General features: G+C 37.3%; 24 protein-coding genes and 1 riboswitch. Of the genes, 11 read left to right on the forward strand and 13 right to left on the reverse strand.

The window, feature by feature from the left end; genetic code table 11:
* Positions 1-15: 15 nt before the first annotated feature.
* The 4 genes from ACQKN2_RS17765 to ACQKN2_RS17780 all read right to left on the reverse strand — a co-directional run bounded on the left by ACQKN2_RS17765 (position 16) and on the right by ACQKN2_RS17780 (position 3,882).
* Positions 16-1,329 carry a GntP family permease gene (locus ACQKN2_RS17765; protein WP_427416118.1) on the reverse strand — a complete coding sequence of 438 codons (1,314 nt, stop codon included), beginning with the start codon at positions 1,327-1,329 and terminating at the stop codon, positions 16-18.
* A gap of 127 nt (positions 1,330-1,456) precedes the next feature.
* On the reverse strand, positions 1,457-3,232 hold the full coding sequence (locus tag ACQKN2_RS17770; RefSeq protein ID WP_427416119.1) for a helix-turn-helix domain-containing protein: 1,776 nt from the start codon (positions 3,230-3,232) through the stop codon (positions 1,457-1,459).
* 146 nt (positions 3,233-3,378) lie between these two features.
* Positions 3,379-3,501 (reverse strand): hypothetical protein, encoded by a 123-nt coding sequence (locus ACQKN2_RS17775; RefSeq protein WP_323650791.1) that lies wholly within the window; start codon positions 3,499-3,501, stop codon positions 3,379-3,381.
* A 48-nt stretch (positions 3,502-3,549) separates the two neighbouring features.
* A complete protein-coding gene (locus tag ACQKN2_RS17780; RefSeq protein ID WP_323650789.1) occupies positions 3,550-3,882 on the reverse strand; it encodes a DUF4870 domain-containing protein in 333 nt (110 codons plus the stop codon).
* 125 nt (positions 3,883-4,007) lie between these two features.
* Positions 4,008-4,115: riboswitch (TPP riboswitch) on the forward strand.
* Between the two features lie 130 nt (positions 4,116-4,245).
* On the opposite strand from ACQKN2_RS17780, the gene thiT reads away from it, so the two are divergent.
* Complete coding sequence (gene thiT / locus ACQKN2_RS17785) at positions 4,246-4,806, forward strand: energy-coupled thiamine transporter ThiT (RefSeq protein WP_427416120.1); 561 nt, start codon at positions 4,246-4,248, stop codon at positions 4,804-4,806.
* A 528-nt stretch (positions 4,807-5,334) separates the two neighbouring features.
* On the forward strand, positions 5,335-6,090 hold the full coding sequence (gene map, locus ACQKN2_RS17790) for a type I methionyl aminopeptidase (RefSeq protein WP_323650904.1): 756 nt from the start codon (positions 5,335-5,337) through the stop codon (positions 6,088-6,090).
* A gap of 25 nt (positions 6,091-6,115) precedes the next feature.
* Here map and ACQKN2_RS17795 read toward each other — a convergent pair whose 3' ends face one another.
* Positions 6,116-6,829, reverse strand: coding sequence for a hypothetical protein (locus ACQKN2_RS17795; RefSeq protein ID WP_427416121.1), 714 nt, complete (start codon positions 6,827-6,829; stop codon positions 6,116-6,118).
* 203 nt (positions 6,830-7,032) lie between these two features.
* Between ACQKN2_RS17795 and ACQKN2_RS17800 the strand changes: the two genes are divergently transcribed.
* Positions 7,033-7,863, forward strand: a complete 831-nt coding sequence (locus ACQKN2_RS17800) for a polyphosphate kinase 2 family protein (protein WP_427416122.1) — start codon at positions 7,033-7,035, stop codon at positions 7,861-7,863.
* A gap of 287 nt (positions 7,864-8,150) precedes the next feature.
* Positions 8,151-8,738: a GNAT family protein gene (locus ACQKN2_RS17805; RefSeq protein WP_323650782.1), complete on the forward strand. Its 588-nt coding sequence runs from the start codon at positions 8,151-8,153 to the stop codon at positions 8,736-8,738.
* A gap of 51 nt (positions 8,739-8,789) precedes the next feature.
* Here the strand turns inward: ACQKN2_RS17805 and ACQKN2_RS17810 are convergent, their stop codons facing one another.
* Positions 8,790-9,353 carry a beta-class carbonic anhydrase gene (locus ACQKN2_RS17810; RefSeq protein WP_427416123.1) on the reverse strand — a complete coding sequence of 188 codons (564 nt, stop codon included), beginning with the start codon at positions 9,351-9,353 and terminating at the stop codon, positions 8,790-8,792.
* A gap of 334 nt (positions 9,354-9,687) precedes the next feature.
* Complete coding sequence (locus ACQKN2_RS17815; RefSeq protein ID WP_427416124.1) at positions 9,688-9,822, reverse strand: hypothetical protein; 135 nt, start codon at positions 9,820-9,822, stop codon at positions 9,688-9,690.
* A gap of 851 nt (positions 9,823-10,673) precedes the next feature.
* On the opposite strand from ACQKN2_RS17815, the gene motA reads away from it, so the two are divergent.
* The gene (gene motA / locus ACQKN2_RS17820; protein ID WP_427416125.1) at positions 10,674-11,477 is read left to right on the forward strand and encodes a flagellar motor stator protein MotA; all 804 of its coding nucleotides are present in this window, start codon (positions 10,674-10,676) and stop codon (positions 11,475-11,477) included.
* Positions 11,461-12,234 (forward strand): flagellar motor protein MotB, encoded by a 774-nt coding sequence (gene motB, locus ACQKN2_RS17825; protein ID WP_427416126.1) that lies wholly within the window; start codon positions 11,461-11,463, stop codon positions 12,232-12,234. Before motA ends, motB begins: the two co-directional genes overlap by 17 nt.
* Before the next feature lie 66 nt (positions 12,235-12,300).
* On the opposite strand, the gene ACQKN2_RS17830 is transcribed toward motB, so the two are convergent.
* Positions 12,301-12,522, reverse strand: a complete 222-nt coding sequence (locus ACQKN2_RS17830; RefSeq protein WP_323650773.1) for a DUF1128 domain-containing protein — start codon at positions 12,520-12,522, stop codon at positions 12,301-12,303.
* 521 nt (positions 12,523-13,043) lie between these two features.
* Here ACQKN2_RS17830 and ACQKN2_RS17835 point away from each other — a divergent pair.
* The gene (locus tag ACQKN2_RS17835) at positions 13,044-13,370 is read left to right on the forward strand and encodes a YtxH domain-containing protein (RefSeq protein ID WP_427416127.1); all 327 of its coding nucleotides are present in this window, start codon (positions 13,044-13,046) and stop codon (positions 13,368-13,370) included.
* Between the two features lie 25 nt (positions 13,371-13,395).
* A complete protein-coding gene (locus ACQKN2_RS17840) occupies positions 13,396-14,334 on the forward strand; it encodes a YihY/virulence factor BrkB family protein (protein ID WP_427416128.1) in 939 nt (312 codons plus the stop codon).
* A 55-nt stretch (positions 14,335-14,389) separates the two neighbouring features.
* On the opposite strand, the gene ACQKN2_RS17845 is transcribed toward ACQKN2_RS17840, so the two are convergent.
* On the reverse strand, positions 14,390-16,294 hold the full coding sequence (locus tag ACQKN2_RS17845) for a heavy metal translocating P-type ATPase (RefSeq protein ID WP_427416129.1): 1,905 nt from the start codon (positions 16,292-16,294) through the stop codon (positions 14,390-14,392).
* A gap of 328 nt (positions 16,295-16,622) precedes the next feature.
* Positions 16,623-18,161, reverse strand: coding sequence for a fumarate hydratase (locus ACQKN2_RS17850; protein ID WP_427416130.1), 1,539 nt, complete (start codon positions 18,159-18,161; stop codon positions 16,623-16,625).
* A 419-nt stretch (positions 18,162-18,580) separates the two neighbouring features.
* Between ACQKN2_RS17850 and ACQKN2_RS17855 the strand changes: the two genes are divergently transcribed.
* Positions 18,581-19,372, forward strand: a complete 792-nt coding sequence (locus tag ACQKN2_RS17855; RefSeq protein WP_427416131.1) for a YwqG family protein — start codon at positions 18,581-18,583, stop codon at positions 19,370-19,372.
* A gap of 236 nt (positions 19,373-19,608) precedes the next feature.
* On the opposite strand, the gene ACQKN2_RS17860 is transcribed toward ACQKN2_RS17855, so the two are convergent.
* The gene (locus tag ACQKN2_RS17860; RefSeq protein ID WP_049668848.1) at positions 19,609-19,794 is read right to left on the reverse strand and encodes an SE1561 family protein; all 186 of its coding nucleotides are present in this window, start codon (positions 19,792-19,794) and stop codon (positions 19,609-19,611) included.
* Positions 19,795-20,163: 369 nt separating this feature from the next.
* On the opposite strand from ACQKN2_RS17860, the gene ACQKN2_RS17865 reads away from it, so the two are divergent.
* Complete coding sequence (locus ACQKN2_RS17865) at positions 20,164-21,342, forward strand: MFS transporter (RefSeq protein ID WP_427416132.1); 1,179 nt, start codon at positions 20,164-20,166, stop codon at positions 21,340-21,342.
* A 374-nt stretch (positions 21,343-21,716) separates the two neighbouring features.
* On the forward strand, positions 21,717-22,352 hold the full coding sequence (locus ACQKN2_RS17870; protein WP_427416133.1) for a hypothetical protein: 636 nt from the start codon (positions 21,717-21,719) through the stop codon (positions 22,350-22,352).
* Positions 22,353-22,767: 415 nt separating this feature from the next.
* Here the strand turns inward: ACQKN2_RS17870 and rlmD are convergent, their stop codons facing one another.
* Positions 22,768-24,147 carry a 23S rRNA (uracil(1939)-C(5))-methyltransferase RlmD gene (gene rlmD / locus ACQKN2_RS17875; RefSeq protein WP_427416134.1) on the reverse strand — a complete coding sequence of 460 codons (1,380 nt, stop codon included), beginning with the start codon at positions 24,145-24,147 and terminating at the stop codon, positions 22,768-22,770.
* Positions 24,148-24,191: 44 nt separating this feature from the next.
* Complete coding sequence (locus tag ACQKN2_RS17880) at positions 24,192-25,010, reverse strand: polysaccharide deacetylase family protein (RefSeq protein ID WP_427416135.1); 819 nt, start codon at positions 25,008-25,010, stop codon at positions 24,192-24,194.
* Positions 25,011-25,083 lie beyond the last annotated feature (73 nt).

The following is a 25,083-nucleotide window of genomic DNA, read 5'->3' on the forward strand; positions in this document are numbered from 1 at the left end:
GTTTATTATTGGTGTTTACGAATAAATTAAAATCGCAGTAATTAATGCTGGAATTGCTGCTACAAGAGGTCCAATTACTGAGACAAAAAATATATGCTTGTAGGCATCTTTATGTGTTAATCCTATAACTGCCAGTACAGTAATAACTGCTCCATTATGTGGTAAAGAATCTAAACTACCAGAAGCGATTGTCGCAATACGATGAAGTGCCTCAGGTTCAACGCCTAAATCTAAATAGGTTTGGGCCAGTGTTTCCATCGCGATTCCAAGACCACCAGAGGCAGTACCTGTAATCCCTGCAAGTGCCGCAATAGCGGCATAAAGAGAAATCAAAGGGGAACCAGGTATATTGGTAAGCATTTCAGTTACTACTCCGAAGCCCGCTGTCGCTGCAATTACGGTGCCATAACCAACATCAGCACTTGTATTTACAATTGGTAAAACTGTATTTGTTGCTCCTATATTAATTGCTTGTAATTTGTTGTCTATGTATTTCCAAAAGATAATGATGGAAACAAGCACTGTAAGCATTAATGTGTAGAGGATATCTACTTTAAAAACGTTTAATGTAACAATTAAGAAAATTGGTGGCAAAATACTTAAGATAAATGGCGGCAATTTTCTCTCGCTTGCCTCAAAAGCTTTTGAATCCTGTTTGTCTGGATTTTTCATATTTTCGTATGTTTCACCACGCGCATCTGATTTAGACAATTGACGTTTTAAATAGAAGCAATTGAAAACAATAATGGTAACCGTAGCAACAATCCCAACAACAGGTGCTGCAGTAGCTGTTGTACCTAAATATTTCGTTGGGATAATGTTTTGTACAGATGGTGAACCAGGAAGCATAGTCATTGTAAAGGTTGCCATGCCAAAGAAAAATGCTCCTGTAAATAGATGCCAAGGGATATTCATAGCCTTAAATAACGGCTTAGCAATTGGTAAAATAGCAAAAATAACAACGTATGTATTAATACCGCCTAACGTTAAAAAAGCACAAATGATGACGACTGCCATCAACGCATTAAATTTGCTATGACGTCCCATAATCTTTAAAAGTCTTTCTGCTATTGCACGAGCAGCACCACTATCATCCATAAATTTACCGAAAATTGCGGCAAATAAGAAGATGAGGTAGTAGTTTTTCATAAAGTTTATAAACCCGGTCATATAGTCGCCCTGTAGTGAATCTAAAATAGGCATTTGATTTAAAATAATGACGATTAAGCTGGCAATTGGCGCAATAATAATGATACTGAACCCGCGTAGTGCTAGAAAAATTAATAAAGCCAGGGAAGCAATAATCGTAAACAAACTCCACATTTCCATTCCTGTTAAGCCCTCCTAGTTTAATATAAATATTCTGAAAATTCAATAAGTAGGGTTTAGTATAACAATGAATACTATGAAAATACTATGTAAAAACAGACAAAGATAAGATCTATACTTTGTCTGTTTAGGCTAACTTCGCATTTTGTAAGTAAGAAAACATATAGATGGCAAGGTTTAATTCAAACATAGTTTTCCCATTTTGCTCATCAACTTCTATCAATGAAAAGATCGTCTGAAGCCTATATTTAATAGTGTTTAGATGTACATAGCATGCTTCCGCAGTTTGTTTGCGATTTTGATTATGTTCAAAAAATAGTTTTAGTGTATATAACAAATCAGTTTTATGCTGTTTGTCATATTCGATAATTGGTCCAAGCTTCATCTCTACATATTCTGCCATTTCCTGTGGGTCGTTATGTAAGAAAAGTGAGTATGGTCCAAGCTTATCGTAGGATAAAATGAACGGTGCCTGTTCGAGTGTTTGTAAATAGTCAATGCACTTTTTTGAGTCCCGGTGAGAGCTAGAAATATTTTCAATAGTGTCGAAATGTCTCCCTAGGCCAACGATAAACGACAGTGAATTGTACTTTTTAGAATCCTTATCGAGGAGCTTGAAAAAAAGTTGAATGCTTTCTTTAAATTGTTCAACTGGTTCTCTTAGATTGTTCATAAATAAAAAATGATAGTGTAAATCATGTTCTGAGATAAAAACTGGTAAGGAAAATAAACGTGCTAAGCGATAAAGTAGCTTGCTAAATTGTTGCTGCTTTTTTTTAGTTTGAGCAACACCATACTTACTTCCCTCAAGCTGTAGAGTAGCGCATAAATAATGGGTCGTTTGTTGGGCTTCTTGACGTTTATAAAAGGCATTAAAATTCAAGTTTAGTAGCTGTTGTAACAAATAACCGTCATATTTGAAGGAAATTTCAAGCTCCTTTTCCTCCTCGGCTAATTGTAAGGCGAAAAGAGCACTTGCCTGTTCTACTGCAAATAAATCTAGAGGATCCATCTGTAAATGTTGATCCATAACAATCAACAGTATTCCTATTACACCCCGCTCTGTATGGATAGGGAACAAATAACTTACATACATTTCATGGTTGATTGGTATATGTACTTGATGTCGCACGCATTGTTGAACAACTGTATGAAGATGCTCTGATTCCTGCTCTTTTAAAATTTCGGTTGCAAGCTTTGCTGTTGAAGAAGATGTGACAAGTAAATCGTAAAAATCAGTGGTAATTGCTACAGACTGTCCTAGTAAGGAAGCGAGGGTATCGATCATATCGTTTAGTCGACCTCGTGTTAAAGAGACTCGTGTTAAAGCATTATAAATGCGTTTAGAGCGTTCGTTTTGAGTAAATAATTTTGCATTTTCGATGGCGATTGAGGATTGATTCGCAAATGCTTGAAGCATTGTTAAATCACTATTCTCAAACTGTGTATCTCCTGAAAAATTGACAATCGTTAACACGCCTATACATGAATTACTTTTATCAAGAAGCGGAGCACAAACAGCACTTTTTGGGTAAGTAAAATCACCGACTGCTTTTGTATAGTTTTCTTCATACTGTGGAAATAAATCGGCCATATTTTCAGTTACATCATCGCTAGTATGGAATCTAAATGCCTTTTTTTGAGAGAATACTTTTCCAGTCATCCCTTCATTTGAGGCAAGGTGAATTTTCTTCAAGTAAGCTAGATCATAACCTACAGTATGCTTAGCAATTAAACGATCTGTCTCTGTATTTAACATAAACAGCACACCTGCATCAGCACCTTTAATCACATGGAGTACTTCACTAATAAGTTTCTCTAACACTTGGTCTATATCGAGTGTTGATGTTAGGACCTGTGCAGCATTAACCAAGCTCATTAATTGTTTTTCGGTATTTATCATAAACAACTCCTCATGTGTATTGTTAAACTTTATATTACAGTGCCATATAGAAGATAGCGAACTGTTAAATAAACGAAAAAAAGAATCTGCTGAAAAAAGTAAGCAGATTCTTGTTATTAAGCCCATTTAACTTTAAAAACGTATTATTACTTATAGATGTTTTTGGAGGAATTAGCCGTTCCCTTCTTTGCAGCGATTACTTTTTTAACAATTGGAATAACGATAGGTGCTAATTTTACGGCGGTTTTGACAACTTTAGATACTTTCAAAAAATAACAGCTCCTTTTAGTACTCTCTGTTCAAGGTTGAAATGAAACTTATCGGATAACGCGAACAGCTTGAATAATATTCCAAATGACGATTCCTATTGAGACGAGAATGTAAATTGCGAATGAAACTAACCAAATGATAAGAAATGTACTGCTACCTGAATCAGGTTCAAAAGTGTTGAATGATAAAGTTGAGAAAATAAAGACTGCAAAAAATATTATTCCAAATGCGACTGGGATTAAATGTGATATTAGTGCTCGAAGAGAATGACTCTTTACGTCGTGATCTTTTGAAACAAAGTAAACTACTAATGGCACAATAAAAGGTGCGAAAAAGATACTGAGATAACTAAAGGCAGATAAAATTTTTTGGTTCTCCATAGTTGTACCTCCTTTTTTAATATTTACGCATGAAAAACAGTAAAGTTTCAAAAAATTAATGTGGAAGAGGTTGTAATCGTTATAGTGTTTGCGTACAATGAGGTTGTTCAACTAAATTAAGATGTAACGACCACAAGGGGAGCTGATGATGTCAGCTGAGACTGGGCACGTAATGCCTTGACTCTTTGAACCTGTAAGTTAACGCTTGCGTAGGGATGTGGATAGAAACCGACACTTTTACGATGTGAGGCTCTGTCCTGGCATCGTTTTTTAATAATTATTGATGCCATATAGGAACATATTTGCCAACTGATTTCTATTCCTGCTCTTGTATCCTACATCGGAACAAAGGAGAGAATAATTATGGACAATAAAAGACTTTTAATGCTTGTGGAGATTGCGATATTCGCAGCGATTGGCCTTGTGCTTGATCAGGTTTCCTTTAAAGTATGGGCACAAGGTGGCTCTGTTAGTCTCGTGATGGTTCCAATAGTGTTAATAGCATTTCGCTGGGGCCTTATTCCAGGCATGACAACGGGTTTACTCATTGGTGTTATGCAAACAATGTTTGGTGCCTATATTATACATTGGCTTCAAGGAACACTTGATTATGGTGTTGCCTTTACAGTAGTAGGCTTAGCGGCCGTTGTGCGTGGGCCAGTGCTTGAGGCTGCAAAAGATTTAAACAAAAAGAAAATGGCGCTTTATATTATTTTAGGAACGGTAATAGCGGGCTTTTTACGTTATGCAGCACATACCATTGGGGGCGCTGTATTTTTTGCAGAGTATGCTGGCGATCAAAATGCATGGATTTATTCAATTATTTATAATGGAACATATATGCTACCAGCAACGATTTTAACAGCGATTGTCGGTGTTCTGTTATTTACGGCAGCACCTCAATTAATGCAACGAAAATCATAATTATTATGCCCTTCACACGAGTGAAGGGTTTTATTTTTATTAAATTGGATGAAGGATCATTGTTTTTTAGCTCATCCCCATAACATGAGGTTGATTTCCGTTCCGGCTGGGCGCTTTGTTGTTGCTGTCGCTACGCTTTCGCACAGAGCAAAGCTTCCTGGGGGCGTTCGATGAGCCGCTTCGCTTCGCTGCAGGGTCTCGGGCCAACAGATGTTTTTTGCGCGAAAGCGTAGTGCTAACGTAGCGGCAGCAGCACCGAGGTTGGTCACGAAGGCGTTATCACAGGATGTGATGGCTTTAGCCTTCGTTCCTCTTTCGCTGATCCCCGAGGAGTCGCCCAGCCTCCACTCCAATCAACTTATGCATGGCATACGTTTTAAATAAATGTCATTCTTAACTTTTAGTAATGAGCCTGTTTTCAGCAATTTACACTTTATGATGGCATATAATATTTAGAGCGTTTAGCGTTTTATGTATAAAAAGTTATGTTATATTAAATAGAGATATTAGATGAAAGGGACGTTAAAAATGATTGTAAAAACGCAAGAAGAGATTGAAGCCTTTAAAAAAATCGGCCGTATTTGTGCTGAAATTCGTGAAGCCATGAAGGCTGCTACAAAACCAGGTGTAACAACACTTGAACTAGATGAAATTGCAGGCCGTATGTTTGCTGAGGCAGGAGCAGTTTCTGGACCTAAAGGGGAGTATGATTTCCCAGGATACACATGTATTAGTGTTAATGAGGAAGTCGCACATGGTATTCCAGGTGAACGTGTGATTAATGAGGGAGATATCGTCAATATAGATGTATCTGGTTCATTAAATGGTTACTTTGCGGATACGGGCATTTCATTTGTAGTTGGTGAAGGTTATGAGGATAAAGAAAAGCTATGTCGCGTAGCTAAAAGTGCTTTCGACCGTGCAATGACAAAAGTAAAAGCTGGATCAAAATTAAACCAAATCGGCAAAGCTGTTGAGCGTGAAGCATATGCCAATGATTTAACAGTGATAATGAACCTAACAGGTCATGGTTTAGGTCGTTCTTTACATGATGAGCCAAATCATATTTTAAATTATTATGATGCATGGGATTCTACAATTATGAAAGAGGGCATGGTACTTGCAGTCGAGCCATTTATCTCAGCGAAAGCGGAGCATATTGTGGAATCTGGTGATGGCTGGACATTCGTTACGCCAGACAAATCATTAGTTGCTCAAATTGAGCATTCAATTATCGTTACAAAAGACAAACCAATTATTTTAACTTCACTTGATGAACAATAAAAAAGCTAAAAATCCTGCTACCAATTTAATTTTGGTGGGCAGGATTTTTTTTAATAAATAATATACCGACAAGTAGCACTCCACATAAAAATAAGGCTGCCGTTGACACAAGTAGCTCATCAAAACCATTATGTAATGCGACCCCGATATAGGACCAGATAAATACACTTGGATAGATAATATCAAAATAATGGAAACGGATATGTAGTGCTATTGCTACCCCAAGTGTTAGTAAAATAACTGCCCAAAGGGGATCACTAAGCCCAAAACCATTCCATTGATAAGATGTTAGCGTAAAGCTTACATTTGTCATCAGGCTGAATGTAATCCACCCGAAGTAAATCGAGAAGGGTAAACGACCTGTAAGTGAATTATTGCTGAGTGGGTACGTTTTGTACAACTTAGATAAATACAGGACTAAAATAAACGTACTGACAATTGACACGATAAATAGTTCGTGATGCCAAACAACAATTGCTAACGCCTGCATGATACATATGCTACTAAAGAGAACAGTCTGTTGAATAGATGTCTTTTTTAGATTCATGACTAACCAATAACCAAGTAACATGTAAACCACAATCCAAATCACATAACTAACATCAAAAGGTGCAAATATTACTGGAAAACGATTTGAGATCTCTAAGGAAGATTGACCGTTTATTTTCATGAAATAGGATGAAAAGGTTAGGATAAGTGAGACAACGTAAGTGATTGTCATCAAAAAAAATCGAGGCATGTTTTCCTCTCCCTTCGTGTTAAATTGTATAGGGAAAAGACAAATAAGTATAGGACTGTAACGTTATATTTTCATTATAACGGAAATTTCCAACAATGTATCGTGTTGTTTCGCTAAAATTATCTACAATTTACCATTTAAATGTGCATTCATATATTTCTTTAGTACAATGGGAGTATACAAATGTAAGGAGTGAAGTTTTAATGACTCAAAATTTAAATAATCTAGATCTATCAGTTAATCTGGATAAGAAAATGTATAAAAAGAAATTAAAAGTACTCCAGTATGAAATGTTAAATGCTCAACAGTTTTTATTAAACAATAAAATAGGGTTAATTTTAGTATTTGAAGGTATGGATGCTGCTGGTAAGGGTGGTGCTATTAAGCGTCTAATCGAACGTGTTGATCCACGTGGTTATGTCGTACACCCGATTTCAGCACCTCAGCCTCATGAACTACGCTACAACTATTTACAACGCTTTTGGAGAAAGCTACCACAGCATGGGCAAATCGCTATTTTTGATCGCTCATGGTATGGCCGTGTATTAGTTGAGCGTATTGAAGGATTTGCAACAAATGAAGAGTGGTCTCGTGCATACGAAGAAATTAATAATTTTGAAAAGATTTTAACGGCAGAAGATTATATTGTTATTAAGTTTTGGCTTCAAGTATCAGATGAGGAGCAGCTTAAACGTTTTAAAGAACGTGAGCAAGATCCGTATAAGTCTTGGAAGCTAACAGATGAAGACTGGCGAAATCGTGAAAAAACACTACAGTATACGGAAGCTGCAAATGAAATGTTTGAGAAGACCGATAAGAAAAGTGCTCCATGGGTTCTAATACCAGGAGACGATAAAAAATATGCACGTGTACAGGTGCTGCAAGAAACACTAGCACATATAGAACGTGAAGCAAAAAAACGTGGCCTTCATGTAACGAATGTCTTAGACAAAGCGCATTTAGAAGATGCTGAATCGTCTAGCCTTGAATTGCTAGAAGAGAAGCCTAAAAAACAAAAACAAAAAGTGAAATAATGTTATTGATGCTGTAACAACAAGACGAGATGTTTTAGTTGTAGCAGCATCTTTTTTTACATACAATAAAGTAAAACTTCAATTCGGTGGGGGTTTACCCACAAATTGTTAGTTGAGCATTATAGTCAGTTAATCGTGTACTATGTTGATTGAAATTCAATTTAAAACAGGGAAAGACATTTACTGGCCGTTAAAACGGGATACAGTGAAACTTCAGGCAATTGGGGTTAGATCCATTGAAAATGAACGCAGGCTTTAAACAATTATCGGAAGGTTAGTGTGGAAAAATGGTGCTTAAAATTTGGAGACTATTGAGGAAAAAGGGTGAAAATGTGGTATCAATTCAGGGGGGGAAATGCTACATTCGCACATTTTATGAAAAAGACGCACAAAGTTTAACTGATCTCGTAAGCCGCAATAAATATTTTTGGTCTACATACGAACCGTTACAACGACCTGAATATTATACAATTAATGCTCAATATAAAAAAATTCAAGAAAGCTTATACTTAATGGACTCAAAGAGGGAATTTACTTTCGGTATTTTTGAGCCAGGTACAAATAATCTAATAGGACATATTGCTCTTTATGCAGTAAAACGTTTACCGTATTCCAGTGCGTTTGTTGGCTATGCGATGGATGAAATTTATGTGGGAAAAGGGATCGTGACAGAAGCAGTGAATATGGTCGTGCAATTTGCGTTCGAGCAAGTAGGCTTACATCGTGTAGAGGCTTATGTTTCAACACAAAATAATCCTTCTATCCGAGTTTTAGAAAAGTCTGGATTTCAGCGAGAAGGTCTTTTGAGAAAGCTGCTGTACATTAATGGCCAATGGGTGGATCATTATATGTATGCACGTTTAGAGAACGAATAAAAAGAAGCGTCTTACTTTCAAGTAATGAAGGATAGACGCTTCTTATTTTTACTATTGTTTACTACCGTCTATGATTAAATCAAGGCGACCTGTATTTGGATCAACTACTAATCCATGAACAGGCACATCTTTCACCATTAACGGGTGATTGCGAATTGTATCTACGCTTTTCTTAACACTTGTTGCTACGTCGCCAAAGCCACGTAAAAACTCTTTTAAATCAAGACCTGAATTTTCTACCGTTTTGATAGTATCGGGATTAATCCCTCTAGCAACCATTTTATTTAGCATTGCTTCTGGGTCAACTGCGCTCATACCGCAGTCGTAATGTCCAACAACATACACTTCATCCGCTTGCAGTTCATAAACAGCTACAAGTAAACTACGCATAATTGCACCAAAAGGGTGACTAACTAATGCCCCAGCACTTTTAACGATTTTTACATCGCCATTACGTAAATTCATAGCTTTAGGTAACAGCTCAACAAGACGAGTATCCATACAAGATAACACAACGATGCGTTTATCAGGATACTTTGTTGTAATAAAAGGCTCATATTTTTTTTCTTGAACGAAATCTTCATTAAACTTAAGAATGTCTTGTAACATTGTCATGAAAGATTGCTCCCTTCCCTACAGAAATATTTTAGAGCAAAATGATCAATATGCAAATAATAATGACAATATTCACGCAATTTTTATGAAAAAAAAAGAAGTTTAGTAATTTATTTAGCGAAACGAAATAATTTAAAAAATAAAAAACAGCTACGTTTGGTAGCTGTTTTTTTAGATAGAATCAATTATGCCTTGGCATAATTGCGTCCGGAATCGGCTTTGTGCTTAGGCCTGCACGATGCAGGTCAGTTAGCCGATATCGCATGGATGCGATGATTTTAGGCTAACATCCCCAAAGCATTCCTTTCCGATTCAGTGACATCCGCTGAAAGAATTAGAATTTTTCACTTGGTTTTGCATCTACAGTTACTGAAGACTTAGTATCTAAACCAACTTGTAAGTAGTGGATGAAGAATCCCATAGAAATTAGTAAAACGGCCGAAAAGCCTAGTACAGTCGTAATGAACATAATGAAAGCTCCTCTCTACTAAAATAATCTACAATGTTGTCTAAAGTAATTATACAATAGGTTACTAGGAAAATCTAAGGAGAATTTATGACATCCATAAGATACCTAGTCTGGACTAATATTAGTAGGTATAAAATACTTGAAATACCCAGTTTTTATTACAGAGAATAGATTCTTTTTTACCTATCCGCAGGAATGCTGTTTGTACTCATTTACTCAAAACTAATTATAAAGTCATGTGCCAAGCTTTCATTTAGCTCATTCTTCAATAGCTCTCCAAAAGGCATTTCCTTCAAAAACAATATACAAGACTGTGGAATAGGTAATTCCGTGCCTTTAGGTGGTGAAAGGAGCTTTTTGTCCAAGCACAAAGCCGAAGCCGTACGCAATTATGCCAAGGTATAATTGATTAAATAGGAGAAAAAAATAAATGAGTCTTTCGGAGCGCTTTTATTGCGAGCGTGAAAAAAAGTATCGTCTGAACCATCGACAAACAACTGTTTTACACTATTTTTCTACGAAATTTTAGTAATTATCCGAATCGATTTCAGATTATCAGTCGAATAGCTTATATAGTAAAATTGATATTTTTAGGTATTTAAACCTACTTTTACGACTCATTCAGCATAAATTGATAATTTTGTGTCGAAGGATAATAACAAATTCTTAACTAATTTTAAATAAAGACAATTTAGTGTATTATTCTTAATTCAATATAATCAAATATAGTCGGAAAGTGAATAAAAAGTATTTATTACATCGAAAAAAATGTGAAATACATTTATACTATATTCAAAATATGAAAAAAAGGACGAAATAAAGGTAAATAGGAGATTTGGAGGTTCGAAAAAATGGATTTGTCGTCGGTAGTAGGGATAATTTTAGCGTTTATCGCGCTATTAACAGGGATGGTGATGAAGGGTGTAAACTTAAGTGCGTTTTATAACCCAGCGGCCATTCTAATTATCATCGTCGGTACTGTTTCCGCAGTAACAACTGCCTTCCCCATGAAGGAGTTAAAGCGTGTACCAAAGCTATTTAAAATTCTTTTTAAAGAAACAAAATTAGCAGATGATATTGAGATTATTAAGATGTTTTCACAATGGGCTGATTTAGCTCGCCGTGAAGGTCTATTAGCGCTTGAGAGTAAAGCTTCAGAGATAGAAGACCCATTTTTGAAAAATGGACTTACCTTAGCAATTGATGGTCAAAATGCGGACTATATTCGTGATGTCCTAACGGAAGAAGTCGAAGCAATGGAAGAACGTCATGCTAGTGGTTCTGCAATCTTTACACAAGCTGGTACATATGCTCCAACTTTAGGGGTACTCGGTGCGGTAGTAGGTTTAATCGCCGCATTAGCAGATTTGAATGACATAGAAAAGCTAGGACATGCTATTTCAGCTGCTTTTATGGCTACATTACTAGGTATTTTTACAGGTTATGTTTTATGGCATCCATTTGCAAATAAATTAAAACGTAAATCTGCTGTAGAAGTAAAACAAAAACGTATGATGATAGAAGGTATCCTTTCGGTATTAGAAGGGGAGGCACCACGTGTTATTGAACAAAAATTATCTTCTTACTTAACAATGGAAGAACGTCGTCAAATTTCGGATGAAAGCGGGGCGGGCGGCCTTGGCAAAGAAAGCTAGGAAAAAAAAGCATGAAGAACATGTTGATGAGTCTTGGTTAGTTCCGTATGCTGATATTTTAACGCTGTTATTAGCATTATTTATTGTACTGTTTGCGTCCAGTTCAGTAGACCAAGAAAAGCTAGAGAAAATGTCAGCGGTGTTTAATCAAGTATTTGATGGTGGTACGGGCTTTTTAGAACAGCCTGCACCGATACAAAGTCCGAATGCAGAAAGTAATCAAACACCACAACAAGCGCAGCAAAACTCCGCGTATTTAAAGGATCAGAAGGAGTTAGCTGAAATTAAAGGTAGTGTTGATAATTTTATCGCAGTGAATGAGATGGAAGGTCAATTTGCAACAGCAATGACTGATGAGGGTTTACTTGTAACAATTCGTGATAGTATCTTGTTCGATCCAGGGAAAGCAGAGATTAAACCAGAATATAATTCGATAGCTAAAGAACTTTCAGATGTATTAGTATCTAATCCACCACGTAGTATTGTGATTACTGGTCATACGGATAATGTGCCGGCTGGTCCAAACTTCACTTCTAACTTACAACTCTCGGGGTTGCGTGCAGTGAACTTCGCAGAAATTTTAATAAACAGTAACTCGAAGTTAGATCGTCGAAACTTTAGTATACAAGGTTTCGGTGAAAATCGTGCCATTGCACCAAATGATTCTACAGAAGGGCGTTCTAAAAACCGTCGTGTAGAAGTGTTAATACAACCACTTGTGACTGAGGATGGTACTGCCGCAAAAAAAACAAATTAGAAAAAAGCTATTAGTAACAGGATTTGATGCCCTATTGCTAATAGCTTTTTATTTACAAAATCCTATTTATTTACGTAAAGCTCCTAATTCAGCAACGATGGCTTGCATCTCGCTCGGACTAAATGTATCGCGCTTCATGACCATTTCGTATAAATAGACAAGGTCTTCGTAATTAGCTTCATCGAAATTTTCCGATTTCATGGCATCGACATTTACCATACGAAGCTTTTCTTTCATTTGATCAACCATATAAATAACGTTCTCTTTTGACGGTACTGATAAATCCATTATTTAAACCTACCTTTCATAATCCTCGGAAATATCATTTCATTGAATAAAAAAAATGTCAACACTGTATTTGAGCTTTGCTTTAAAAATAGACTGTTATTGGGTAGAATAAGGGCAGTAACAGTTTAATTATGGTTCATCACCATAACGTAGGGTTGATTTCCGTTCCGACTGGGCGCTTTGTTGTTGCTGTCACTACGCTTTCGCACAGATAAAACAATTGCTGACGCTTCGCTTTCGCACAGAGCAGAGCTTCCTGGGGGCGTCCGATGAGCCGCTTCACTCGCGCTGCTCGCTCCAGGGTCTCGGGCCAACACGATGTTGGTCACGAAGGCGTTATCACAGGATGTGATGGTTTTAGCCTTCGTTCCTCTATCGCTGATCCCCGAGGAGTCGCCCAGTCTCCGCTCCAATCAACTTGTATACATGGTATACGTTTTAACAAAATCATCCCTAACTTTTGATGATGAGTCTTAATTGTTCTAAAGGAATATACATTTACTAAGCAGGGGGTATTTAATATGGGACGAAGTAAATTATTAGCATCCATCGTAGTTGGTGCCGCAGTTGGTGCTGCATTAAGCATGTTGGACCGTGTAACGCGTGAAAAAACAGTAGCTACAACGAAAAAGATGAAAGAGGCAATCTCGTATTATGCAGCCAATCGAGAGGAATTACAAGTACTAGTTGAGGAAAAAGTATTGGCCGCTAAAGTGCTGTGTGAAGGTGTGACAGAAAATGTGAATGCCATTGTTGAGAAAGTGGATGAATTTAAAGAATTACCTTCTACAATCGAAGGTATGATTAATGATACAAAATCAGCCTTTTCTTTACCTGATAAAGAATAGTTGGTTCGTACAGGAGGAAATTTGTATGGAAAAGAAAAATGCATCGATACATACAGCTGTCGGTGTGGTGAAATCATTTGTCTCACCAGACGAAGACACTGTAGATGTGATGACATCAAGAGGCTTTATGCAAGATTTAATACTACGCTTACAGCGAGTGGAAGTATCAGCTCTTGCTGCGGAATTGGCTTATTTCTTTTTACTATCTTTTTTTCCACTACTAATTTTTCTAGTTACATTGCTACCGTATTTGAATTTAGAGACGACGCAAGTGTATTCCTTTCTAGTGAATATTATGCCGGACGAGGTATATAGGCTTATTGAAAATACATTAAATGAAATTTTAACAAGCCGTAATAGTAGTTTGTTATCCATCGGGGTGCTTGGAACAATTTGGTCTGCTTCTAAAGGGATTAATGCGTTGATTAGAGCCTTGAATAAGGCCTACGATACAGAAACTAGGGGGAGTATATTGGATCGAGGGTTATCCCTTGTTTTCACTATAGCATTTGTCGTTGTTATTGCTGTCGCTCTACTTCTACCGGTTTTTGGGCAACAGGTGGGGCATTTCTTATTTTCGATTGTTGGCATTGAGGAGCAGTTTGAAATCATTTGGTATAGAATGCGCTGGTCGATACCACCTCTACTTATTTTTATTGTTTTAATGGGGATCTATAGATTTGTTCCGAATACAGATCCTCGTTTGAAGATAATGAGCGTTTGGCCGGGGGCATTGTTTTCGACTCTAGCCTGGCTAGCGGTTACGTTTGTTTTTTCCTTTTATATTAATAATTTCGCAAATTATTCAGCTACATATGGCAGTATTGGTGGCGTTATTATTTTAATGCTTTGGCTATATTTCACGGGGATTATTTTAATATTTGGTGGCGTTTTAAATGCGACGATGCAGAAAAAAACATTGCAAAAAGAGCTTGTGAAGCAGGAGATATTAACAAATAGTTAGGAATATTAAAAAGGACAGCCTCGATATCACGTTTTGTGATACGAGGCTGTTTGTTTTAGACGTTTTTATTCAGCATACGTAAGCCGTTTAAAATAACTAAAATGGTGCTTCCTTCATGCCCAATAACACCTAGGGGTAAATCGACAACTTGTAAAAAGTTTGAGGCAATTAATAAAACGATAACGCCGATTGAGAAGAAGATGTTTTGTTTGACGATACGTTGCATTTTACGAGACAAACGTACGGCATAGGCAATTTTTGATAAGTCATTTTTCATTAAAACGACATCAGCTGTTTCCAAAGCAACATCTGTTCCTTCTCCCATAGCAATTCCGGTAGTGGCAGTAGCTAATGCGGGTGCATCATTAATACCGTCACCGACCATCCCTACAAATTTATGTTCAGAAAGAAGTCGTTTCATCTCAGTCACTTTTGTTTCAGGGAGGCATTCTGCGACGTATTCTGTCACGCCTGCTTCCTTAGCGATTACCTTTGCTGTCTTCTCGTTGTCGCCTGTTAGCATGACAACATTAATCCCTAGATCTTTTAGTAATGAAACTGCTTTTTTTGCTTCGTTGCGAACGGTATCCTTTAAGGCTGCCAATGCAACGATGCCATCTTTATCACGAATGAAAATTACTGTTTTTCCTTCTGAGGCGAGGTTTTCCGCTACACCATTCGCAAATTCGTTTGCCTCATCTAGTCCAACAAAGTCTGGTTTACCAACAAGGTACTCGACCTCATTAACGTAACCTTTAATACCCCAACCTGGGATATCTTTAATAGTGGCCTGAGGAAATTGTGCGATCCCTTCTTTTCTTGCATATAAAGTAATTGCTTGAGCAAGTGGATGGTTCGATTGTGCTTCAATACCTGCAAGGATGGACATTGCGTTTTTACGGTTAAATTCTTCACGAACAATAAAATCAGTAACGGTTGGTTTACCTTGTGTTAAAGTGCCTGTTTTATCTACTGCAAGGGCACGTAATGCACCTAGATGCTCTAAATGTAGGCCTCCTTTGAATAGCACACCGTGTTTTGCACCATTTGAAATGGCTGCAAGTGTTGCTGGCATAATAGATGCAACAAGTGCGCACGGAGAAGCAACGACTAGGAGTACCATTGCTCGATAGAAAGTTGTCGTCCAGTCCCAACCTAGTACAAAGTGAGGTAGAAACATCATTAGGGCAACGGTAAGTAGCGCGAATTTCACATACGTACCTTCGAATTTTTCTATAAACTGTTGTGATGGAGATTTTTCACTCTGAGCACTTTGTACAAGCTGGATAATTTTTTGGAATAGTGTTTCAGAATTTGGCTTTGTCATTTCCATCGTAATGGCGCCATTTAAGTTCACTGTACCCGCAAATAACTCGTCGCCTTCCTGTTTTGCTACTGGAAGTGGTTCACCGCTAATTGCAGATTCATCGATAGAAGACTGTCCTTTGAAGATGACACCGTCTGCTGGTACACGTTCACCAGGCTTAACGAGTAGGTGATCACCAATTTGTAGAGTTGATACAGCAACTTTCATTGGTTCAAAACCACCACGAACAAGCCAAGCCTCTTCAGGTTGTAAATTCATGAGTGCAGAAATTTCACGATGACTTTTGTTCATTGCGTATGTTTCAAGAGCACCACTCACAGCAAAGATGAAAATTAGAATAGCACCCTCCGTCCAATAACCGATTGCTGCTGAACCGATTGCGGCTAATACCATCAATAATTCAACGTTAAGTGCCTTATTTTCAATGGTCTCTTCAATACCTTCTTTTGCTTTAGCAAATCCACCAACGCAAAATGCAACAATATATAAAAGAATAGAGGCTGTTGTTTGCCCGCTTGTATCTAAACGCCATGCAAGTAAAATAAACAAACCTGCTATAAGGGCAGCGATTAATTCAGCATGTTCCTTTGTTTTCTCAATTAAACTAATATTTTCTCGATTAGTATGTTCCATTCCTATCCCTCCTGATAATGAAAATCAATATCAAAATCTATATAAATCAATGAGTATAAACTGTTTCTAATTGAAAATAGATTTCAATTGATTCTTTTTTAATTTAGAATTATTATAACAAAGGAATTTTAAAAAAGAAAGTAAGAAATTAGGAGGTATTTTTTTTAGAAAGGGGATAAAAGGGACCCTAGATTGAGTTTGAGGTGATTGTGAGGCTTTTTGAAATAATTTTGAGCATATGAAAAGCACAGATATTCATAGGAATATTCTGTGCTTTTCAAATTTGTATAGTGAAAATGCCTAAACTTTGAAAGAAATTGCTTCTTTATTAGAATACTCTTTCTGCGTGAAGAGCAAGTTTTTCTAGAGATGATTTATCTACGTCTGCGTGTAGTGAGTTACCATGAGAGTCCATAGTTACAACAGCTGTGAACTTCTCAACGTTCAGGTGCCACATAGCTTCTGGAACACCGAATTCCATTAAGTCAACACCGTCTACACCTTTAATGCAGTCTGCATAGTATTGTGCTGCACCACCGATTGCATTTAAGTAAACGCCGCCGTGCTCTTCTAATGCAGCAAGTGTTTTTGGTCCCATACCGCCTTTACCAATTACAGCGCGGATACCGAATTTTTTCATGATGTCACCTTGATATGGCTCCTCACGAATAGAAGTAGTTGGACCAGCTGCTTTTACTGTCCAGTTACCTTCTTCGTCTTTTGCCATTACAGGGCCACAGTGATAAATAACTTGTCCATTAAGATCAACTGGAGCATCGTGGCTCATTAAATGATGGTGAATTGCGTCACGGCCAGTATACATACGACCAGTAATTGATACAACGTCACCAACTTTTAGAGCGCGAATTTGTTCTTCAGTAATTGGTGCAGTAAGTTCCACTACATCTGTAGTAGTATCTTCTGTTGTTGCTGCAACTTCATCTTCTTTAAATGTAATTTTTTCGCCTTCTTGGTAATGCCAGTTAATAATTTCACCAGTTTGAGGATTGATGTCCACAGCCATACGACGGTATGCCCAGCAGTTATAAGCTACTGATACGTAGAATGATGCAGGGATACGGTGCATAACACCAATTTTACAGCCAAGTAATGTTGCTTCACCACCGAAGCCCATTGTACCAATACCAAATGTGTTTGCAGTTTTCACTACATATTCTTCTAATTTAGCAAGATCAGCATTTGGATTTGTATCTTCCACATGACGGAATAACTGTTCTTTCGCCAAGTCGTAACCAGAAGAGCGATCGCCACCGATACCTACACCGATGAAACCAGCTGAACAGCCTTGTCCTTGTGCTTGGTATACTGAGTGAAGGATACATTTACGGATACCATCTAAATCACGACCAGCGCGACCAAGACCATCAATTTCACATGGTAGGCTATACTGGATGTTTTTGTTTTCACAGCCGCCACCTTTAAGGATTAATTTAATTGTAATGTAGTCGTTTTCCCATTGTTCGAATTTCATAACAGGTAGACCGTCACCTAGGTTATTACCGCTATTTGCGCCTGTTAATGAATCAACCGCATTTGGACGCAATTTTGCATCTGCAGAAGTATCGACGATAGCTTTTTTAATAGCTTCTTTAATTTCTAATTGGTTTACACCAACAGGAGTATAAATTTTGAATGTTGGTAGACCAGTATCTTGACAGATTGGTGATACATTATCTTCTGCCATAATAATATTATTTGAGATTGTGTCTAAACTCATTGCAGCACGAGTACCAGCAGTCTCAGCTTCTTTAGCTTTCTTAATTGCACGACGTACGTCTTTTGGTAAATTCGTAGACGTTTCAGTAATTAAATCGTAAAGACTTTTCTCCAAAGTTTGGATATTCATTTGGTATTGCCCCCCATAGAAAATTTGATTATTTCCACGTAATATTATACTCTTTTCAACTAATGAAAAAAAGAGTTCAACTCATTGTGGTCGGAATTAAAGCTCTATTCTCAAAAAGAGGAAATATAAATGTTAAAATATGTTATTTATTGTTAAGATGTTAGAAGAAAATTGAAGCGGGGTAATAAACAATATCTTAAGGTTTTCCTGGTTGGTTAAAGAATTTACCGGAGCGTTTTTTTTAGAGGCTGATCATTTTGAGAGTGAAGCGGATCACATTTGGGGCGAAGTTGATCACTTAGAGAGTGAAGCCAATCACCTTTGGAGTGAAGTCATTTCCAACCTTATTCGAAATTAAGGTTGTTGACACGGAACGTTTGTTCTATAATGAATTTAAATTTACTTTAGGAGGTAATACTATGAAGTTACTTAATTTACCTGAAGCATTTGAACAAAGTAGGACTGTAATAGAGGAAACGATACAGCCTACCGTATTTATTGAAACGGAAGAACGAAAAACATCTTTATTTGAAAGTAAGTTTGAAGGCGATCCATATTTTCCGCTAACTATGGAGTACCCGAAAAATCCAGAAGGGCAACCATTAAAATTACTAGCTCAAATTAATTTTGCAGATGTACCGAAGCATTTACCAAACTTCCCTGATGAGGGAATTTTGCAGTTTTATATTGATGGCTATGATGATGTACTAGGGATGGATTTTGACAATGGTCAAAATCAGGAGGGCTTCCGCATTGTTTTCCACGAAAATATTGTTAGAGATGAGTCACAGTTAGTACAAGACTTCTCATTTGTTAAAGCGAAAGAAGAAGAATTATACTTCCCAGTGGAAAAAGAAATTGCATTGTCCTTTGGAACAGGCTATGAACCATTATCAGCAAATGACTTTAGAAGTGAAAAAACATATGCGAAGATCCTTGCTACTATAGAAGACGATGATCATTTAGTAGACTCATTTTATGAAACATTAAATAGTACAGGTCATAAAATCGGGGGATACCCATTCTTTACTCAGGAAGATCCAAGAGCTTATGGTGACTATACAGACTCAACTATTTTGTTGCTTCAAATTGACAGTGTAGGCGATCATATTCTGTGGGGAGATGTCGGGGTCGGTAACTTTTTCATCACAGAGGATGAGCTAAAATGTAAAGATTTTAGTAAAGTTCTATATAATTGGGATTGCTATTAGCCAGAAATGGACAAGAAAAAAAGCAAGTGGATATATAGCCTTCCACTTGCTTTAATCTTCGTTCAGCAAATCTTTATTCTGAAGGTAGTGAGATGGATGTTGATAGGTTCCTTTTTAAAACCTACTGAATGAAGATAAAGCCTCCGGCGGATGTCACGGATTTTGTAAGGAATGAATTGTGCTGGGCACAATTCAAAATCCGGACGCAATTACGCCAAGGCGAAATTGATTAGTAGTTATTGTTCACGAGCATTAAATTGCTCCATTTTGTCCTCTAAATCATCCATCATTTGAATTAAACGATCAATATCTTCTAATTCAGTTGTTTCAGGATCGATGGCATCTAAAACTTCTAAAAACATTTCAAGACGCTCTTTTAAGTAATTCATTTGCTGTTTTTTATCAGTGATTGGATTTGACATACATACACCTCATTTCGTCCCCTCCATCTTAGCTGATTTGGGACTAAATTTCAATGTTTAGGTAAACACCTAGGACTTAGCGATTATTTTGAAAAAACAATAGACAGAATATTTACAATATTGATGATGTGTGTTAAATTAATATTAAGAAAAAGCAAAGGAGCTGATCTACAAAATCCTAAAAGACTCTAACTCGAAAAGGAGGGAGTTTAAACAAGTACTCGGCCAATGTAAAAGCCGAAATTCGTGTTTATACAATTAAATGGAGATAAGTGTTAGTTAGGCCTTAGCGTAAAATCACATATGGTGAGCGCTAAGGCTTTTTGGTATGCTGTTCTTTGGAAGAATGACTGGATGTTGGAGGAAAAGATGACGTACTTCTCAGATTACAGCAAAAAAAGATTTGCCATTCTAGTGTTAATTGTATCTATTTCAGGCTTTTCACAAGGGATGCTTTTACCGCTTATTTCAATTATTTTCGAACGTGATGGGGTATCCTCCGCGTTGAACGGATTGAATGCAACAGGTCTATACATAGGAACTTTATTAATCTCACCATTTATCGAGCAGCCATTACGAAAATGGGGCTATAAACCGATTATTTTAATTGGCGGTGCCCTTGTGTTTGTTTCGCTGCTAATATTTCCTTTATGGAAAAGTGTGACTTTTTGGTTTGTCCTTCGCTTACTCATTGGAGTAGGAGATCATGCATTACACTTTGCAACACAAACGTGGATTACAAGCACCACAGATCATAAAAGTTTAGGAAAGGGTATGGCCATTTACGGTTTGTCCTTTAGTACAGGCTTCGCAGTCGGACCTTTAATGGTGAAACTTATACAAGTTTCAGAAGCATTACCGTTTATTGTGTCCTCCGCTATGTGTTTATTTGCATGGGCTTTTGTATTCCTTTTACAAAATGAAAAACCAGAACGTTTAACGGGAGACTTACATGCGAGAGGCTGGCATCGTTATAAAATAGCCATTGCATTTGGATGGATTGCATTTTTAGGGCCATTTGCTTATGGGTTTTTAGAATCTGCTTTAAATGCTTTGTTCCCAGTTTATGCTTTACGTAAAGATTTTGACGTAAATATGATTCCTATTATGTTATCAGTCTTTACATTTGGCGGGATTTTAACACAGGTGCCGCTTGGTGCAATAGCGGATAAAATAGGACGACGTTATGTCTTAATGTTTGGCTCATTTGGAGGGGCTATTATTTTTGGGATTGCCAGTTTTTTAGAGCATTCTCAAATGGCAGTAGCCGTAGCATTTTTCTTTACAGGTACATTAGTCGGTTCGATGTTTTCATTAGGTATTACCTATATGGCAGATTTAACACCAAAAGAACTACTGCCAACAGGAAATCTACTTTGCGGCATTGCCCTTAGTATTGGTAGCTTAACAGGGCCATTTTTAGGTGGCGTTTATTTAGAATATGTAAAGTACAGCTTCCTTTTATTAGTAGCGATGCTTTTACTAGCTGTAGCTATTGTTTTGTTAGTATTTGGACGAAATAAAAATAAGCGATTGGTGTCGATGTAAGAGGCTTTGTCTTTTGCCTTGAAGCGGAAGGAAGAGAGTCAAGTTCGGGTAGAGGAAGTAATAGCTCGAGTAAATTGCTAGCTTGGAAGCTTTTGCACAATGTATAATTTTGGGCAAAATAAAAGAGCGGGGCTCATCTCCCGCTCATAAAACAAAAAACGCCCAGCAAATCCGTGCTGTTATGGAGTTCTTTGCGTGACAAGGATGTTACGTCCAAGTCACATAGGTTTGGCACCTAGAATGATATTATACAGACAAGCGAACATAAAATCAAATAAAATTTGCAGATAAGTAATATTTGGACTTCGAATTTCAATCTCTATATAATAGAAGAACACTAACAAGATGACTAATTATAATGAGGAGATTAACATATGGCAGAATATAAAAAAATATCGATTCACCGTGCATTAACAGAATTAAAGATGCTAAATCACCGCATCGAAGCAGCAACGAATGAAGTTAGTTCAGTGTTAGCTAATCGTAAAAGCAATAGCAAAATTAATGGTGTAGAGATTCAAGAATATGAAAAGCAAATGCAAGCCTCATACGATAAAGTAGTTAGCTTAGTTGGCTATCGCAACCGAATTAAAGCGCTAGTTGTAGAGTCTAATGCTAAAACCAAAGTAATAGTGGGAAAAGAAGAAATGACTGTAGCAGAAGCGATTGAACGGAAACAGTCCATTCAATATGAAAAGGAACTGTTAGAAGTCATGCAACAGCAATATCGTTCAGCGATAAATACGGTAGCAAAAGAAAATGATGCGTTGCCAGCAAAGTTAGAAACGTATTTAGTTAATATACTAGGAAATAAAGATAAACAATCTCCAGAAGAAGTAAAATTACATACGGATACATTTATGAAAAGAAACGAGTACGAGTTAATTGATCCGATGAATGTTAAAAAGAAAATTGAGGCGTTAAGTAATCGAATTGAAGAATTCGAATCAGAGGTCGATGCAGTATTATCGGAATCGAATGCAACAACATTTATTGAAGTGCAAGCCTAACTAAATATGCATGGCCTAGCGAAAACAGAAAACGAAAAGTCGCTCGCGCTTCAAGACATGTGTGCGAGTTAAAACCAGAAACATGTCTTACTACAATGGATAGTTTAAATAATCGGAGATAAAAGCTCAAAGATTAAAGTTAAAAGTCCAAAGTTTACGTTTCAAAGTTCTTTCGTATTAAAGCTAAAAACTTAAAGCATAAAAATCTTTTAAATCCTGGGCTACTGGTTAAGGTATTGATTTTTCTGGACCGTCCGTCATCCACCAGGCAGCTAGAGCTGTGCATTACATACAAAAATAATATATAAAACAATGAGGGCATCTCTTAATTTTAGGAGACGCCTTTTTGCTGCTGTTTAATTCTCTTTTCAAATTTAAACGGGCGTCTCTCATTTTTTGAGGACGCCCATTTTCATTACTTATTCTTCAACACAAGCTTCGCAACGCATTCCACTTGTGCAGTTTGTGCAAACATATCCACTGGCTGAATGTACTCTACATCATAAAACTTCGATAATTCGTTTAAATCCTTCGCTAATGTTGAAGGATTACAAGACGTATAAACAAAGCGCTTCGGTTTTAGCTTCAACACCGTGCGGATAAACTCTGGTGCTAGACCTGTGCGTGGTGGATCAACTGTAATAACATCTGGTGTAAATCCTTCCTTGCGCCATTTTGCTAAGACACTTTCTGCTGTACCAACTGTATATTTTGTATGCTTGAAGCCATGGTTGCGTGCATTTTCACGTGCATCCTGAATACTTTCTGGAATAACATCCATCCCACGAACTTCTTTCGCTTTGTCAGCTAGCCATAAACCGATTGTCCCAACACCACAGTAAGCATCAACAACTGTTTCTTTGCCTGTTAATGCTGCTGCTTTTTTGATTTCATCATATAGATGAACGGTTTGTGTTGGATTCAGTTGGAAAAAGGCGCGAGCTGATAAATCAAAGGCTAATTCGCCAAGTTCCTCGTGAATCGTTTCCTTGCCGTCGAGGACAATCGTTTCGTCGCCAAAGATTAACGATGTTTTATCACGATTAATATTTTGAGCGATCGATACGATGCTTGGGTCGGTTTTTTTAATGCGTGCAATGAGCTCCGCTAGATGAGGAATTTCTTTACGTGTTGTGACAAGTACGACTTGTGTTTCACCCGTACGAATCCCTGTACGTACAACAATCGTACGCACTAAGCCATCAAGCGTACGACCATCGTAAATAGTGATATTTAGTTTTTGTAAAATTTTACGTGTTGCTACCGTGATTTTTGACGTAATCGGATGTTGCACAAGGCAATCATTGATGTTCAGTAACTTGTTGCTACCTTCTGCAAATAGCCCTGCATAGACACGTTTACCCTCTTTACGTACTTGATATTGACTTTTGTTTCGATAATTCCATGGATTATCCATCCCTAGAGTTTTACGAACTTCAACTGTAGTAGCTAAAGGCTTAGCATAACGTTCTAAAGCTTGAACGACGATATCACGCTTTTCGATTAGCTGTTTTTCATATGTCATATGTTGAAGCTGACAGCCGCCACATTCGTTGTAAACTGGGCATGGTGCTTCCTGGCGATATTTTGAAGCTTTGCGAATCGTTAATATTTCTGCTTCGGCAAAATTTTGCTGTGTTTTAGTCACTTGTGCTGTAATTTCTTCACCAGGAATAGCTCCCTTTACAAATACGACATTACGCTTATAAAAGCCTACGCCTTCACCATTAATACCTAATCTTTTAATTATTAGAGGAAATTTTTGTCCTACTTCCATTGTTGTTTGTTGCGTCAAGCTTTCCACGTCCCTGTTCTTTTAATATCATCTCCCCATTATAACTAAGGAGTAGACGATTGCAAAGCGACAGGAAAATCTTCATGTTCTAAAACTAAATCGTTAAGGGATAAAAATGTATAGCCTTGTTTTTTTGCTTCGGCAATAAACCTAGGAAGAGCTTCAGCGTTATCCTGCGCAACAGTATGCATTAATATTACGGCACCAGGATGAAGCTGTTCTATTAATGCGTTATACGCATAATCTGCGCCACGTCGTACATCCCTTTCCCAATCCTTAAAGGCAACAGACCAGAAAATATGACGATAGCCTTCAGCATTGCCTACCTCTAATAATTTCGCATTAAATGTACCTTCAGGCGGGCGAGCATATGTTGTACGTTCAATACCCGTCAATTCACGCAGTTTATCATCAAGCTTTTTCCATTCAGTACGCATACCATCGGGCGTTAGTCTCGCCATATTTGGGTGCCCATATGAATGGTTGCCAATCATATGGCCATCTTTAACCATGCGTTTTACTAAATCAGGGGCACTTTCTAAATAATGACCAGTTAAAAAGAAGGTAGCTGGTGCGTTTTCCTTCTTCAACGTATCCAAAATGCTTTCCGTAAACCCATTTTCATATCCGTTATCAAAGGTTAAATAAGCAACTTTATTATCAGGCTTTCCTTTATAAATGGCACCATATTTGTCAACTATCTGATCAAGCTGTGCCCCAGCTTCTGCTGGTTCACCGTTTTTCGCTCGTTTAATGCCCCAGTTGTATTCATCAGAGCCAGAGGCCGAAAATGGATTAAAGCTAATTGCCGCGGCAATAATAAAAGTAGCAATTACCGATCCTACTATATGCTGTTTCCACATAAAAACGCATCCTTTCTTTTTCATTAGAATGTGTTATTTTTTAAAAAATTATCCTACTTCATTCATTCAAAAA

The sequence above is a fragment of the Lysinibacillus sp. NPDC093688 genome (genome assembly GCF_050280145.1).
GTDB lineage: Bacteria > Bacillota > Bacilli > Bacillales_A > Planococcaceae > Lysinibacillus > Lysinibacillus xylanilyticus_B.